This is a genomic window from Achromobacter sp. (genome assembly GCF_032102605.1).
Lineage (GTDB): Bacteria > Pseudomonadota > Gammaproteobacteria > Burkholderiales > Burkholderiaceae_B > Achromobacter.
Genome location: NZ_DAMDGT010000001.1, coordinates 299090 through 313480, shown reverse-complemented (window position 1 = coordinate 313480; position 14391 = coordinate 299090). Strand labels below are relative to the sequence as shown.

The 14391-nt window shown below is 68.0% G+C and carries 12 protein-coding genes; 6 read left to right on the top strand and 6 right to left on the bottom strand.

Features of this window, described 5'->3' with window-relative positions; all coding sequences use genetic code 11:
- The first annotated feature begins 25 nt into the window (after positions 1 to 25).
- Entirely contained in the window at positions 26 to 1039 is a 1014-nt protein-coding gene (locus RT614_RS01480) for a LysR family transcriptional regulator (RefSeq protein WP_313619782.1), read from the top strand.
- A gap of 11 nt (positions 1040 to 1050) precedes the next feature.
- On the opposite strand, the gene RT614_RS01475 is transcribed toward RT614_RS01480, so the two are convergent.
- From RT614_RS01475 to RT614_RS01455, 5 genes are all read right to left on the bottom strand, one after another.
- Positions 1051 to 1992 carry an FAD-binding protein gene (locus RT614_RS01475; RefSeq protein WP_313619780.1) on the bottom strand — a complete coding sequence of 314 codons (942 nt, stop codon included), beginning with the start codon at positions 1990 to 1992 and terminating at the stop codon, positions 1051 to 1053.
- On the bottom strand, positions 1992 to 2741 hold the full coding sequence (locus RT614_RS01470) for an electron transfer flavoprotein subunit beta/FixA family protein (protein WP_313619778.1): 750 nt from the start codon (positions 2739 to 2741) through the stop codon (positions 1992 to 1994). Before RT614_RS01470 ends, RT614_RS01475 begins: the two co-directional genes overlap by 1 nt.
- Positions 2742 to 2802: 61 nt before the next feature.
- Positions 2803 to 3489: a HutD family protein gene (locus RT614_RS01465; RefSeq protein ID WP_313619777.1), complete on the bottom strand. Its 687-nt coding sequence runs from the start codon at positions 3487 to 3489 to the stop codon at positions 2803 to 2805.
- Positions 3473 to 4660, bottom strand: coding sequence for an FAD-binding oxidoreductase (locus tag RT614_RS01460; protein WP_313619776.1), 1188 nt, complete (start codon positions 4658 to 4660; stop codon positions 3473 to 3475). The genes RT614_RS01465 and RT614_RS01460 overlap by 17 nt, the downstream gene beginning before the upstream one ends.
- Positions 4661 to 4777: 117 nt before the next feature.
- On the bottom strand, positions 4778 to 5671 hold the full coding sequence (locus RT614_RS01455) for an AraC family transcriptional regulator (protein ID WP_313619774.1): 894 nt from the start codon (positions 5669 to 5671) through the stop codon (positions 4778 to 4780).
- 166 nt (positions 5672 to 5837) lie between these two features.
- Here RT614_RS01455 and RT614_RS01450 point away from each other — a divergent pair, with 166 nt between their 5' ends.
- From RT614_RS01450 to RT614_RS01435, 4 genes are all read left to right on the top strand, one after another.
- Complete coding sequence (locus RT614_RS01450; protein ID WP_313619773.1) at positions 5838 to 6593, top strand: SDR family NAD(P)-dependent oxidoreductase; 756 nt, start codon at positions 5838 to 5840, stop codon at positions 6591 to 6593.
- 211 nt (positions 6594 to 6804) lie between these two features.
- Complete coding sequence (locus RT614_RS01445; RefSeq protein ID WP_313619772.1) at positions 6805 to 7803, top strand: aliphatic sulfonate ABC transporter substrate-binding protein; 999 nt, start codon at positions 6805 to 6807, stop codon at positions 7801 to 7803.
- Positions 7804 to 7821: 18 nt separating this feature from the next.
- Positions 7822 to 8592: an ABC transporter permease gene (locus RT614_RS01440; RefSeq protein ID WP_313619771.1), complete on the top strand. Its 771-nt coding sequence runs from the start codon at positions 7822 to 7824 to the stop codon at positions 8590 to 8592.
- Entirely contained in the window at positions 8580 to 9368 is a 789-nt protein-coding gene (locus RT614_RS01435) for an ABC transporter ATP-binding protein (RefSeq protein ID WP_313619769.1), read from the top strand. Before RT614_RS01440 ends, RT614_RS01435 begins: the two co-directional genes overlap by 13 nt.
- A gap of 24 nt (positions 9369 to 9392) precedes the next feature.
- Here RT614_RS01435 and RT614_RS01430 read toward each other — a convergent pair whose 3' ends face one another.
- Positions 9393 to 10328 carry a LysR substrate-binding domain-containing protein gene (locus RT614_RS01430; protein WP_313619767.1) on the bottom strand — a complete coding sequence of 312 codons (936 nt, stop codon included), beginning with the start codon at positions 10326 to 10328 and terminating at the stop codon, positions 9393 to 9395.
- Positions 10329 to 10421: 93 nt separating this feature from the next.
- Here RT614_RS01430 and RT614_RS01425 point away from each other — a divergent pair, with 93 nt between their 5' ends.
- On the top strand, positions 10422 to 14051 hold the full coding sequence (locus RT614_RS01425; protein WP_313619766.1) for an ABC transporter ATP-binding protein: 3630 nt from the start codon (positions 10422 to 10424) through the stop codon (positions 14049 to 14051).
- Positions 14052 to 14391: the final 340 nt, after the last annotated feature.

Sequence of the window (14391 nt, the reverse complement as noted above, 5' to 3'; positions counted from 1 at the left end):
CCGCCAACAGCAGGACGCGTTCGCCATGAACCGCTTTTCCTTCAGCACCACGGAAAACTATCCCGAATGGAGCCTGCTGCTGACCTGGGTGGCGGTGGTGGAGGCCGCGTCGGTTTCCGGCGCGGCGCGCCTGCTGGGGTTTTCGCAGGCGGCGGTGTCGCAGCGGATCAAGCAGCTCGAGGCCGCGATGTCCACCGAACTGCTGGACCGCAGCACGCGCCCCGCGCGGCCGACACCGGCTGGCGAGCTGCTCTTCGAACATGCCGCGCGCCTGCTTGCGCAGGCCGGCGACATGACCGAAAGCGTGCGCAACCTTAGCCGGGCCAAGCGCAATATCGTCCGCTTTGGCTGCGTGGATTCCTTCGCGGGGACGCTTGGGCCCACGCTGATCCACGGGCTGTCCGGCGCATCGCGCCAGATCCGGCTGTGGTCCGGCATCACGCCTGTGCTGGACAAGCAGCTCGAGGACCGGCAACTGGACCTGGTGGTCACCACCAGCGCGTCCGCGGGCAAGCCCACCATTCGCAAGTACAGCCTTTTCAGCGAACCCTATGTGCTGATCGTTCCGCGCTCCATGAGCATGGATCGGATCGACACGCTGGCCGAGCTTGGCAAGCGCACGCAGTTCATCCGCTACAGCGCGCGCTCGTTCATCGGCGCCGAGATCGACCGGCTGGTCGAATCGCACGGCGTGATGATCGAACGCACCTACGAATTCGACAACACGGATCCGCTGCTCAGCCTGGTCACGGCCGGACTGGGCTTCGGCATCAGCACGCCATTGTGCATTTGGCAGTCGCGCCATTTCCTGGACCAATTGCGCGTGCTGCCGCTTGCGCCGTACCTGGGCGCGGCGCGTGCCGACGACCCCGCGTTGTCGCGCACGCTTTACCTCGCCGCGCGGCAGCAGGAAGTGGGCAAGCTGCCCGCCGAGGCGCGGGACGTGATCCTGATGGCGATGGAACGCCTGATACAGAAGGATCTCGCCCCGGCCCTGGGGCTGCCGCCCGCCACGCTCTGGCGCAGCTTGCGGCGCTGATCCGGTGGGTATCAGGGCAACGCAGCCGTCAGCGTCGGCACGGCTTCGAACAGGTCACCGACCAGCCCATAGTCCGCCACGCCAAAGATCGGCGCGTCGCCGTCCTTGTTGATGGCGACGATGACCTTGGAATCCTTCATGCCCGCCAGATGCTGGATGGCGCCGGAAATCCCGACGGCCACATAGAGCTCTGGCGCCACGATCTTGCCCGTCTGCCCGACCTGCCAGTCGTTGGGCGCATAGCCCGCGTCCACGGCGGCGCGCGAAGCGCCGAGCGCCGCGCCCAGCTTTTCGGCCAACGGGTCCAGCAGCTTGAAGTTTTCTGCGCTGCCCAGGCCGCGTCCACCTGACACGACGGCGCGTGCGCCGCCCAGGTCGGGACGCTCGGACACCGCGATCTCCCGGCTGACGAAGCGCGACAGTCCCGCGCCGGCCATCGCCTCGACCGGCTCGACCGGCTCGACCGGCGCACTGCCGCCCTCGGCCGACACCGCGTCGAACGCCGTCGGGCGTATCGTGGCCACCACCACCGCATAGCCGCTCTTGACCGTGGCGATCGCGTTGCCCGCGTAGATCGGCCGCTTGAACGTGTCGGGCGCCAGCACCTCGATCACGTCGGAGACCTGCGCGACGTCCAGCAAGGCCGCGATGCGCGGCGCCACGCTCTTGCCCTGAGCCGTGGCGGCCAGGAACACGTGCGAATAATCGCCGACCACCGCCACCGCCTGCGCGGCCAGGTTCTCGGCCAGTCCGTCGGCAAACTGCGGCGCCTGCGCCAGCAGCACCTTTTCAACGCCCGCGACCCGCGCCGCGGCGTCCGCCGCCGCCCGCGCGTCGCCGCCCGCCACCAGCACGTGCACCGGCATGGACAGTTTTGCGGCCGCGGCGATGGCGCTCAGCGTGGCGCCGGCAAGCGCCCGATCATCGTGTTCGGCAATAACTAGGACGGTCATCAGATCACCTTGGCTTCGTTCTTCAGTTTGTCGACCAGCGCGGCCACGTCGGCCACCTTCACGCCAGGCGCGCGGCCCGCGGGCTCCTCGACGCGCAGCGTCTGGAGGCGAGACGCCGGATCCACGCCCAGGCCTTCCGGCGTCAGGACGTCCAGCGGCTTTTTCTTGGCCTTCATGATGTTGGGCAGCGTGACGTAGCGCGGCTCGTTCAGGCGCAGGTCCGCCGTGACGATGGCGGGCAGCGTCAGCGCCAGGACTTCCAGGCCGCCATCCACTTCGCGCGTCACGCGCGCCTCGCCGTCGCCGATCTCGATGGCGCTGGCGTTGGTGGCTTGCGGCCATCCCAACAGCGCCGCCAGCATCTGGCCGGTCTGGCACGCGTCGTCGTCGATGGCCTGCTTGCCCAGGATCACCAGCGCCGGCGCTTCCTGCTGCACGACGGCGCGCAGCAGCTTCGCGACTTCCAGCGGTTGCAACGCCACGTCCGTCTGCACCAGCACGCCACGATCGGCGCCGATGGCCAGCGCGGTGCGCAGCGTCTCCTGCGATTGCGCCGTGCCGCAAGACACGGCCACCACCTCGGCGGCGGCGCCCTGCTCTTTCAGGCGCACGGCCGCCTCGACGGCGATCTCGTCAAACGGATTCATGGACATCTTGACGTTGCCGATGTCCACGCCGCTCTGGTCGGCCTTGACGCGCACGTTGACGTTGTAGTCAACCACGCGCTTGACCGCGGCAATAACCTTCATGGAAACACTCCTGAATAAAAGGAATCAACGGCCGTCCCGGCGAAGGGACGGTGTAGCTCATTCAGCCGGCGCCGCGCGCGTGGACGACGATGTCCAGGCAGACGGCGAATGCAGCATCGGACGGCGGACCATTCAGGCCATCCGCCAGCAGGTCAGGTTCAGCCGCTTGCGCATCCGGCGCCTCGCTGCCGCCCACGCTCCACGCGAATTCACCCGCTTGCAGCGCCCATTGCTGGCCCGATGGCGCAACCTGAAACCGTCCCGCATCCACGGCGACGACGAGCCGCGTGGCCTGGCGTTCACCCGAAACCGGCAGCGATCCGGCCACACACGCGCGCCCTTCCCCGCCCAGGCAAGCCACGCGCGCTTGCGCCGCGCCGCGTTGGACGAAGAGGTTCAGCACACGCACCGGCCCGCCCACCAGCCACGATTGCAAGACCCGGTCTCCGGCAAACGGCGCCGGCGCGCGCGGCCGCAGCGCAACTGCCGGCAATGCGACGGCCGGCGGCTCAACGCCCTCGTCCTGCAGGACTACGCCCTGCCCCGACAGCACGACCGACACGCGGTCGTAGCCAGGAAAGCGGGAATACGGCCCTGCGCGATCGACATCGGCGATGCTCACGCGCCAGCGCTTCGCGGGATCGGCCGCGAGCGTGCGAGTCACGCCCCCGCCGTTCTTCCACGGCTCGGGCGGCAGCGCCAGCCAGCTCGCGCGGGTCGCGGCGCGCGGATCAGGAGACCGCGCCAAGGCCGTACTTCCCGGTCAAGAGCGCGCCGCTCTGGAAACGGCCAAGGTCATAGGGCTTGAGCGACACGTCGGTCGCCAGGCCCAGCGCTTCCTGCGCCAGCACGCGGCCCACGGTGGGCGACAGCTTGAAGCCGTGGCCCGAGAATCCGAATCCCACGATCAGCCCTTGCACGCCGGCCACGCGGCCCAGCACGGGGTTCCAGTCGGGCGTGACGTCGTACACGCCGGTCCACGACGAAGCCAGGCCCGCGGTCTCGTAGGCGGGGAAGCGGTCGGCCACCTGCGCGCCCACTTCGGCCACGTAGTCCAGCGGGATATCGCCCTGCTCGGCGTCGCTCTTCTGCAGCGCCTCGCCGACGATGCCTTCACTTACCAGCATCTGGTTGCCGCCGTAGCTGCGGCAATACAGCATGCCGGGCGAGGCCAGGTCCTTGAACACGGGCATCGAATAGGTATAAGGCGCGGCGTCGCACTCCAACGCCAGGACGGCGTGGCGTTCCGGCACGACGGGCATCGCGACGCCGGTCCAGCCGGCCAGTTCCGGCGTCCAGATGTTCTGGGTGCTGATCACCAGCGGGCTGGCGAAATCGCCCTCGGACGTGGACACGCCCGTCACGCGGCCGTTTTCCACCAAGAGGCGCTGTACGTTGACGTTTTCCCGGATGGTGACGCCGCGCCGGCGGGCGCCGCGCGCGAAGCTGGTCGCCACGAGGTAAGCGTCGGCGAAGCCAGCCTCGGGCTCATAGCCGATCAGGGCGGCGTTGTCGAAGGAAGCGATGGGCAGCAGCTCGCGCGCCTGCGCCGGGTTCAGCAGTTCCAGCGCGATACCCTGCGCCTGCTGCTGCGCCAGTGCGCCGCGCAGGGGCTCCAGCTTGTCGTCGTCGGCCGCGGTGATGAGGTAGCCGCATTTGACCAGTCCGCAGGACGCCTCGTCATCGCCCAGATAGCTGGCGAAATTGTTGAACACGCTCCAGGAACGCTGGGCCAGCTCCACGTTTTCGCGCACCGAATAATGCGTGCGCAGGATGCCGGAAGACTGCGACGTGGTGCCCGCGCCGATCGTTTCCCGATCCAGCACCAGCACGTTCTTCGCACCCAGCTCGGCAAGGTGAAAGGCCACCGAACTGCCGATCACGCCGGCACCAATCACGATCACGTCATAACTTTTCACGACAAGGCTCCAAGGACAAGTGCCGCGAGTGTGAACCGGGCATTTCGGAGCCGCCGCAATATAAGCGCCGCGAATACTTAATAAAAGCGTTCCATGAACGCGTTGCGCCAGCGGCGTTCAGGCAGCGGCGCTGACCGCGCCGCGTATCGCCTCGGCGTCCCTGCCCGGCGGCAGGCCGAACGTACGCCGGTACTCGCGCGTGAACTGCTGGACGCTCTCATAGCCCACGGCAAACGCCGCGCTGCTGGCCGTCGCGCCTTCGGCGGTCATGAGCCGGCGCGCCTCGATCAGGCGCAACTGCTTCTGGAATTGCAGCGGCGACAGCGAGGTGGCCGCGCGGAAATGCTGATGGAACGAGGACGGGCTCATTCCCGCAGCGGCCGCCAGGCGTTCGACAGGAAGGGGTTGCGCGAATTCGGCCCGCAGCAGTGCGACGGCGCGGGCAATGCGCTGCGCGCCGCTGCCGGGCCACCCCAACTGCCGGATCGCCGCACCGTGCCGGCCGGCCAGCAGCCAATAATGCATCTCGCGCACAAGCTGGGCCTGCAGGACGGGCAGCGCGGCAGGCCGTTCGATCAGGCGCATCAGGCGCAGCGCGGCGTCGGCCACCTCGGCGTCCGTCGGCTCCACCCGCACCGGCGCGCCCGGAACGGCCGGCCCCAGCTTCATCTCCAGCGCCAGTTCCGCGATCACCGCCAGATCCAGGTCCAGCACCAGCGAAAAATAGGGTTCCGCGGCACTGGCGTGCGTGATCTGGCTAAGCGTGGGCACGTCCGCCGTGATCAACAGCGAATCGCCCGCGGCGAAATCGAAGCTCTGCGCGCCCAGCGCCACACGCTTGCCGCCTTGCAGCACCAGGCACGCCAGCGGCCGCGAGATCGCATAGTCAAGGCCGCTGGGCCGGGTCGCGCGGATGGCGGCCAGGCCCGAGATGGGCGTTTGGGCCAAGCCCGCCGGGTTGGCGTGGGCCTCGGCGTAGCGGCTGACGGCGGCGCGCAAGGTGTCGCTCATGAAGAGAAATGGCGATGGTTTTCCACCGGGCCATCGTAATGGGTTCTGGCCGCGCCCGGACGCACATTTGGAGGATCAGGCCAACAACGCCGACGTTCAGGCAAAGGCGGCCCGGCGCCCGCGCCACAGAATGGAGCCTTCCCACCAGTCACCAAGGAGCCACACCATGAGCAAGATTTCTCTCGTCACGGGTTCAAGCCGGGGCCTGGGCCGCAACGCCGCCCTGGCCATCGCCCGCAAGGGCGATGACGTCGTCATCACCTACCAGCACCGCGAGGCCGATGCCCGGGCGGTCGTCGCCGAGATCGAGCGGCTTGGCCGCAAAGCGGTTGCACTGCAACTCGACGCGGGCGACGTCGCCGCCTTCCCTGACTTCACCGCGCGGCTGAAGGCGGCGCTGGCGCAAACGTGGCAGCGCGACACCTTCGATCACCTGGTCAACAACGCCGGGCACGGCGACGTGGCGCCCATCGCCGACATGAGCGTCGCGGCGTTCGACAAGCTGGTCGACGTGCATTTCAAGGGCGTGCTCTTCCTGACGCAAAGCCTCTTGCCGCTGCTGGCCGACGGCGGGCGCATCGTGAACCTGTCCAGTGGCCTCACGCGCGTGTCGGCGCCGGGCTGGTCGGCGTATGCCGCGGTCAAGGGCGCCGTCGAAGTGCTGACCGTCTACATGGCAAAGGAACTCGGCGACCGCAAAATCACCGTCAACACCGTCGCGCCGGGCGCCATCGAGACGGACTTCTTCGGCGGCGCGGTGCGCGACACGCCGGAATTCAACAAGCACTTCGCTGAAATGACCGCGCTGGGCCGCGTCGGCGTGGCCGACGACATCGGGCCAATGATCGCCAGCCTGCTGTCCGAAGACAACCGGTGGGTCAACGCGCAGCGTATCGAGGTGTCCGGCGGGCAAGGCATCTGAGCCGGTTACGCGAAGGACGGGCCTCCCTTTGCGCAGTCTCGTCCACCCCCCTGCTTGAAGCGCAACTCTTAAGCACCGCTGATTTTGACCATCGATGCTCCTTATATTCATGCCGCGGCCAGACGCTCGGGCGAAAGTCTCGTCTGCCGCACCACAGAGTGCCGGCGACATGGAATCTATCGGTCAATCTACATTCAAGTAGGGGAAAAATATGAACATGAATCGCCGCGCCATGCTGGTGCGCACCGCTGCACTGGCGGGCGCCAGCGCCCTGGGCTTTCCCATGATCGGCCGCGCCGCGAGCGCGTCCTACACCTACGGCGGCTCCGCCTGGCTGGGCCACTACTCGGCCTACATCGCCATGAAGACGGGCCTGTTCGCCAAGCAGGGCCTGGACATCAAATGGCAGAGCTTCGCCACGTCTTCGGATCGCATGAGCGCCGTGATGGCCGGCAACGTCGACCTGGCCGGCACCGGCGTGGTTTCGTCGCTGGCGCTGATGGCGGCCGGCGCGCGCCAGTTTCAGGTCATCGCCACGCCCAACAACTTCGGCCGCGCAGAAGGCGTGCTGGTGCGCGACAACGTCAAATCGGTGGCGGACCTGAAGGGCAAGAAGATCGGCGTCACATATGCCTCCAGCGCCCACGTGCTGCTGCTGGACGTGCTGCGCCAGGCCGGGCTGAATCCGGACCGCGACGTGTCCATCATCAACCTGCCGGCCACCAACATCCTGTCCGCCTACCAGGGCGGCCAGATCGACGCAGCCGTGGCCTGGACGCCGGCGTTCGACCGCATCAAGGCCGTGCCGGGCACGCACGTGCTGCTGGATGACACCGCGTTCTCGCTCTACAAGCAATACGCCATCACCCCGGGCCCGGACGTGCTGCTGACCCATGCGAAGCTGGGCAAGGACAACCCGGAAGCGGTGCGCAAGTTCCTGCAGGCCGTGTTCCAGGCCAACGCCATGCTCAGCAACCAGCCCGAGGAAGCCGCGGGCGTGCTGCTGGAACTGACGGGCCTGTCCAAGGACGAACAGCTTGCCGTCATCAAGCAGACGCAGTGGTACTCGGCCGAAGACCAGAAGTCGCTGATGATCGAACCGGGCAACTTCGTCAATGGCATGCAGAAGCTGGCCGAGATGCTGGTGTCGCTCAAGCAGATCGACCGCGCGCCCGCCGTCAAGGACTGGGTCCAGTCCTCGTACCTGTAAGCCCGGGACAGTCTGCCTATGTCCACGCGTTCGTCTTCAAGGGAAACACGCCTGCTCTGGGTCAGCGTGTTTTCGCTTCTGTGCTTTCTTTTGCTGTGGGAAGCCCTGTGCCGCGCCGGCGCGGTCGATCCCATTTTCCTGCCCGCGCCGTCCCAGGTCCTGGCGCGGGCGCTGTCCATGTCCGACCAGGGCACGCTGTTCTACAACGTGCTGGCCTCGACGCGCCGCGTCATGGTGGGTTTCCTGGCCGCCGTGATCGTGGCCATTCCGCTGGGCATCCTGCTGGGCACGTCCAAGGTGGCGCGCGCCGTCTTCGACCCCATCATTTCGTTTCTGCGCCCGCTGCCGTCCATGAGCTGGATTCCGCTGTCGCTGCTGTGGTTCGGCATCACCGAAACGCAGAAGTACAGCATCGTGTTCATGGGTTCCTTCGTGCCGGCGCTGCTCTACGTGATGGAGGCCTCGGGCAGCATCGACCCCGTCCTGGTGCGCGCCGCGCGCAACCTGGGCGCCAACCGCTGGCAGGTGATGCGCGAGGTCCTGTTCCCGGGCTGTCTGCCGCAGATCCTGTCGGGCATGAAGATCATTCTCGGCCTGTCCTGGACCTGCGTGATCTCGGCCGAACTGGTGGCCTCGAAAGAGGGCCTGGGCTTCATGATCATGAACGGAAAGGAATTCTTCCAGACCGACACCGTGGTGCTGGGCATGGTGCTGATCAGTTTCACCGTGCTGGTGACCGATCTGTGTTTGCGGCTTCTTGAACGATGGGTGCTGGCATGGCAGCGATGAACGATACGATGATCCGGCTGACCGACGTCTCCAAGGCCTACGGCGACGTCACCGTGCTGGACAAGGTCAACCTGGAGGTCCGGCGCGGGGAGTTCCTGGTGCTGCTGGGCGCCTCGGGCTGCGGCAAGTCCACCCTGCTGAACCTGATGGCGGGCTTCATCACGCCAAATACGGGTTCGGTCGAAATCAACGGCAGGCAGGTCACCGACGTGACCGCCGCCTGCGGCATGGTGTTCCAGCAGTACGCGCTGTTTCCGTGGCGCACGGTGCAGGAGAACGTCGAGTTCGGCCTGAAGATGCGCGGCATGTCCCGGCAGGAACGCGCGCCGATCGCGCGCAAGTTCATCGAGATGGTGGGCCTGAAGCACGCCGCGGACAAATACCCGCATGCGCTGTCCGGCGGCATGAAGCAGCGCGTGTCGATTGCCCGCGTGCTGGCCAACGACCCGGACGTCATGCTGTTCGACGAACCGTTCGCGGCGCTGGACGCCATGACGCGCCAGGTGCTGCAGGACCAGCTGTTGTCGATCTACGAGCAAAGCGGCAAGACCATCGTCTTCATCACGCACTCGATCGACGAGGCCCTGACTCTGTCGACCCGCATGGCGGTCATGGGCTCCAAGCCCGGACGCATCGTGCAGGACATCCAGAACGACCTGCCGCATCCGCGCAGCGCCGACGTGCAGTTGTCGCCCCGCTTCGTGGACCTGAAACGCGCCATCTGGGAACGCGTGCAGGAAGAAGTCACGCGGAGCATGGAACTGGCGGCCGATTAGCAGCCGCCGGCAGCGGATGGCGCGCTATGCGCGCCGCCCCTCTTCGGCCAGGAACTCCACCAGCGCCGGAAGGGACCGGTCCATCGGCCGGTTGGCGTGGATGCGCATGACATAGCCCCACGACCCGGGCATGCGCAGATGAGGCACCAGGGGCACCAGCCGGCCGCTGGCGATGTCCTCGTCGATCAGCGGCGCGCGGCCCAGCGCGATCCCCACGCCGGCGGCAGCCGCGGCCACCACGGTGCTCAACCCGCTCAGGACCATCGGATCCTGCCAGTCGGCCGGCGCCAGGCCTAGCCGCGGGCTCCATGTCCGCCAATCGGTTTCGGGGCTGTCGATGTGCTTTTCCTCCAGCCAGCGATGGCGCTGGAAGACGCGGGGATCACTCCGGTCGGCCGCGTCGATCAGCGTTGGACTGCATACCGGCACGACGGTCTCGGTCATCAGCGGGATGTCGCCCGCTTCCGCGATGTGCGGGCCCATCGCCCGCACGTGCAGGAACGCCAGATCGATGTCCTGCGCTTTCCAGGCGGGATCCTGGCTGGCGTGCAGGTATACCTGGATGTCGATGTCCGGGTGCAATTCAATGAAGCGGCCGATGCGCGGCGCCAGCCACAACGCCGCCAGCGACGGGTTGGCCGACACGTTCAGCGTATAGCGCCGCTTGCCTCGGGCGCTGGCCCTGGCGTTGCGGCATGCCGTCTCCAATAGGGTCAAGGCCTGTTGTACCGAGGCCAGCAGCGCCGCTCCCTCATCGGTGGTTTCGGCCCGGCGCACGGTGCCGCCGCGGCGCAGCAGGGAGACGCCCAGGTCTGCTTCCAGGGCGCGAAGCTGGTGGCTGACGGCGCTTTTCGTGACATTCAGCTCGACGGCGGCGCGGCTCAGGCTGCCCAGTCGGGCGACGGCCTCGAACGCGCGCAGCGCGGCCAGCGGTGGAGTGCGAGTAAGGGAATCAGGCATCGGTTGAGTTTATCTCAACCCATGATTGAAAAAGTATCGCTATCGCTGGCGGACGGGATCGGGGACCATGCAGGCTCTGTAGGGAGTCACGCTATGTATTTCGATTCACGTCTCTGGCGGCTGACGCTGGGCCTGCGCGCCGGCATGGCGGGCGGCATATTCCTGGGATTGCTGGCCCTGGCGGCCGGCATTGCCCGCTATGTGTTCCTGGGCCAGCTGCTGGGCCGTGTGTTCGACGGCGCGCCATGGCAGGACTGGCTGGTGCCCGCGGTATGCGTGGCGGCCATGGTCGTGTTGCGGGCCGGCTTTGACCACTGGCGCACCGTGCAGGCCAATCGCACGTCCGCCGCCATCCAGCGGACCCTGCGCGCCCGCCTGTACGACCGCATCGTGACACTGGGCCCCGCCTGGTTCGCCAACCAGCGCACCGGCGGCATCATGCTGACCGTCGTCGACGGGGTCGAGCAATTGCAGACCTTCTTCGGACAGTACCTGCCGCAGGTGGCCATCGCCGCCGCCGCGCCCTTTGCGATATTCGCCGTCATTGCCTTCTGGGACGTGCCGACCGCCCTGGTCTTCCTCGCCGCCGCCCTGTTCGCGCTGTTTGGTCCGATGGCGGTGCACATGCTGGACCGCCGCGCCAGCCTGGCGCGTTCGCGTTCGCTGAACGATTTCGGGGAAGACTTCCTGGACGCCGTGCAGGGGCTGCCCACCCTCAAGTCCTATGGCCAGGGCAAGGCCTGGGGCAAGCGGCTGGCCGCCCGCGCCCGCAGCCTGTCGGACAACACGTTCTGGGTGCTGTCGGTCAGCCTGCTGACGCGCGGCATCAGCGACCTGGGCGTGGCGCTGGGTGCGGCGCTGGCGCTGACGCTGGGCGCCTGGCGCGTGGCCGCTGGCGACATGAGCGTCGAAGCCCTGCTGATCGTGCTGATGGCCGGCACGGAAATCTTCCGCCCGCTGCGCGACCTGCGCGCCGTGCTGCACCGGGGCATGCTGGGCCAATCGGCCGCCGCCAGCATCCACGCCTTGATGGACGCCCAGCCGCTGACGCCCGCGCCCGATACGCGCGCCGCAAGCACTGCGCCCGCGGCTCTGGCGCCCACCATCGAATTCGACGACGTTGGATTTTCCTACACGCCCGAACGTCCCGCCCATCGCGGGCTGGCCTTCAACATCGCGGCCGGCGAACGCGTCGGCGTGGTCGGCGCCAGCGGCGCGGGCAAGTCCACCATCGTCCGCCTGCTGCTGCGCGAATGCGTGCCGCAGACGGGCGTGATCCGCGTCGGCGGCCAGGATGTGAACACGCTCGACACCCAGGCGCTGCTTTCCCACATCGCGCTCGTCAGCCAGGACATCACGCTGTTCCACGGCTCCATCGACGACAACCTGCGGCTGGGCCGGCCGGACGCGACGCACGAGCAAGTCCGTGCCGCGGCGCGCGCCGCCAACATCGACGACTTCATCATGGCGCTGCCGGACGGCTACGCCACGCGCATCGGCGAACGCGGGCTGCAATTGTCGGGCGGCCAGCGCCAACGCGTGGCCATCGCCCGCGCCCTGCTGCGCGATGCGCCCATCCTGATCCTGGACGAAGCGCTGTCGTCGGTGGATACGGAGAACGAAGCGCTGATACAGCAGGCGCTGGACCGTCTGATGGCGGGCCGCACGACGCTCATCCTTGCGCACCGGCTGGCCAGCGTGATCGGCGCCGACCGCATCCTGGTGCTTGACCAGGGCCGCGTGGCTGAGGCCGGTCCCCACGCCGAACTGATGCGCCAGCACGGGCTGTACTACCGGCTGATGCACGAACAGGCGGCGGCGCATCAGCATCCGCTTCAGCGTCCCGATGCGGGCGCACCCGCTGCGCAAGCCGGAAACGGCGGCCCGACCACCGTCCCGGACGGCAGCGGCGGGCAAGGCCCCGCGCTGCGCCCTCTGGACGCCGACGCCGAACAGGTGGGTTGGCGGGCCACGCTGGGCACCCTGCTGTCGGTGGTGCGGCCATGGCGCGGCACGCTGGTCTCCACCATTCTGCTGGGCGTGGCGCGCGTCGCCGCCTTCATCGGCGTGGGCGTGTTCAGCGCGCTGATCGTCGCAGCCATCCGCGACGGGCGCGATACGTCGGCCCTGGTCGCAGGCCTGCTGATCGCGGCGCCGCTGGCCGCGCTGTTCCACTGGCTGGAGTCCTGGTTGGCGCACGCCATGGCCTACCAGCTGCTGGCCGACATGCGCGTCAAGCTTTACGACAAGCTCGAACGCCTGGCGCCCGCCTATCTGCTGCAGCGCCGCTCCGGCGATCTGGTCGCGCTGGCCACGCAGGACGTGGAGATGGTCGAATATTTCTACGCCCACACCATTGCACCGGCCATCGTGTCGGTCCTGGTGCCGCTGTCCGTGCTGGGCTTCCTGGGCTTCTATAGCTGGCCCGTCGCGCTGGCGCTGCTGCCCTTCCTGGGCTATGCGCTGGTCTCGCCCGTGCGCGGCCGGCGCCGCGTCGACGCGTTGGGAGACAAGGCGCGCGAAGCGCTGGGCGAGATGAGCGCCCACACCACCGACACCATCCAGGGCCTGGCCGACCTGACCGCATTCCAGGCCACCGGCCGCCGTCGCGATCAGTTCCTGAAGGTGGCGGACCGCTACCGCGTGCGCCGCCTGGACATCCTGCGCGACCTCTCCCGCCAGACCGCCTGGTTCGAGACCGCGATGGGCCTGGGCGGTTTGGCCGTCGCCGTCGTGGGCGCATTGCAAGTGCAAGCCGGCGCGCTGTCGGCCGGCATGCTGCCGCTGCTGGTGCTGATTGCGCTGGCGACGTTCCTGCCCGTGTCGGAAATTTCGCAGGTCAGCCGGCAACTGGCCGACACCATCGCCGCCACGCGCCGGCTGCACGTGGTCGCCAACGAGCCCGAGCCGGTCGTCGACGGCCCCCTGCCCGCCCCGGTGGCCGCGAACGGTCTATCGCTGGCGTTCGAGCATGTGAGCTTCGCCTATCCCGGCAAGCACGAAGACACCTTGCGCGACCTGAGCTTTACCGCGCCCGCGGGCGCCACCGTGGCGATCGTGGGCGCCTCGGGGGCCGGCAAGAGCACCGTCGCCAGCCTGCTGCTGCGCTTCTGGGATCCGCGCCAGGGCGCGGTGAAGCTGGACGGGGTCGATGTGCGCCGGTTGCGGCTTGATGGATTGCGCGAGCGTGTCGCGCTGGTCACGCAGGACACCTATCTGTTCAACGACACGCTGGAAGGCAACATCCGGCTGGCACGGCCCGAGGCCACGCGCGAGGACCTGGCGCGCGCGCTGGAACAGGCCGCGCTGGCGGACTTCGTGAAGAGCCTGCCCGACGGGCTGGCGACGCGCGTGGGTGAACGCGGCATGCAGCTGTCGGGCGGCCAGCGCCAGCGCATTTCCATCGCGCGCGCCTTCCTGAAGAACGCGCCGGTGCTGATCCTGGACGAAGCCACGTCGCACCTGGACACCCTGTCGGAAATGCAGGTCCGCGGGGCGCTGGACGTGCTGATGCGCCACCGCACCACGCTCGTCATCGCGCACCGCCTGTCCACCATCCGCGATGCCGACCTGATCCTGGTGCTGGACCGCGGCACGCTGGCCGAGGCCGGCACGCATGACCAACTGCTGCGCAAGCAAGGCGTCTACGCGCGCCTGGCCAGCCACCAGGGCGGCTATGCGGCCGCAGCATCGGCATCCCTGCCCGACACCGCATCGCGTTGAAAAAAACCGACAGCTTGCTCCGTCCCTTCGGCACGGCCCGTTGATTCGCCTACATCGCTTCGATAGAATCGGCAATTCGGGCCTGTGCCCATTCCATTTTTCACCTCACCCACCGACAGGGAGGCCGCATGATGTACCCCATGCCGAACGCCGTCCCGCGCGTGTCCCCGCGACGCCATTAAGTCGTCGCCCGCGCGGCCCCATCGCCAGTCTGCTATCTGGCGACGGGTCCGCCGCGTCCATCTGAACCCCTGAACGCAGTTGCCGGCGCCCGACAGGCTCATGGCGTGTTTTCCCCTCTTTCCTCACAAGGATCCTGGCGTTCTTGTGGCGCCAGGTC

What these genes read in the sequence shown, in the direction of transcription:
- RT614_RS01480 (WP_313619782.1), top strand. Translation starts at nt 26, where the DNA reads ATGAACCGCTTTTCCTTCAGCACCACGGAAAACTATCCCGAATGGAGC.
- RT614_RS01475 (WP_313619780.1), bottom strand. Translation starts at nt 1,992, where the DNA reads ATGACCGTCCTAGTTATTGCCGAACACGATGATCGGGCGCTTGCCGGC.
- RT614_RS01470 (WP_313619778.1), bottom strand. Translation starts at nt 2,741, where the DNA reads ATGAAGGTTATTGCCGCGGTCAAGCGCGTGGTTGACTACAACGTCAAC.
- RT614_RS01455 (WP_313619774.1), bottom strand. Translation starts at nt 5,671, where the DNA reads ATGAGCGACACCTTGCGCGCCGCCGTCAGCCGCTACGCCGAGGCCCAC.
- RT614_RS01450 (WP_313619773.1), top strand. Translation starts at nt 5,838, where the DNA reads ATGAGCAAGATTTCTCTCGTCACGGGTTCAAGCCGGGGCCTGGGCCGC.
- RT614_RS01445 (WP_313619772.1), top strand. Translation starts at nt 6,805, where the DNA reads ATGAACATGAATCGCCGCGCCATGCTGGTGCGCACCGCTGCACTGGCG.
- RT614_RS01440 (WP_313619771.1), top strand. Translation starts at nt 7,822, where the DNA reads ATGTCCACGCGTTCGTCTTCAAGGGAAACACGCCTGCTCTGGGTCAGC.
- RT614_RS01435 (WP_313619769.1), top strand. Translation starts at nt 8,580, where the DNA reads ATGGCAGCGATGAACGATACGATGATCCGGCTGACCGACGTCTCCAAG.
- RT614_RS01430 (WP_313619767.1), bottom strand. Translation starts at nt 10,328, where the DNA reads ATGCCTGATTCCCTTACTCGCACTCCACCGCTGGCCGCGCTGCGCGCG.
- RT614_RS01425 (WP_313619766.1), top strand. Translation starts at nt 10,422, where the DNA reads ATGTATTTCGATTCACGTCTCTGGCGGCTGACGCTGGGCCTGCGCGCC.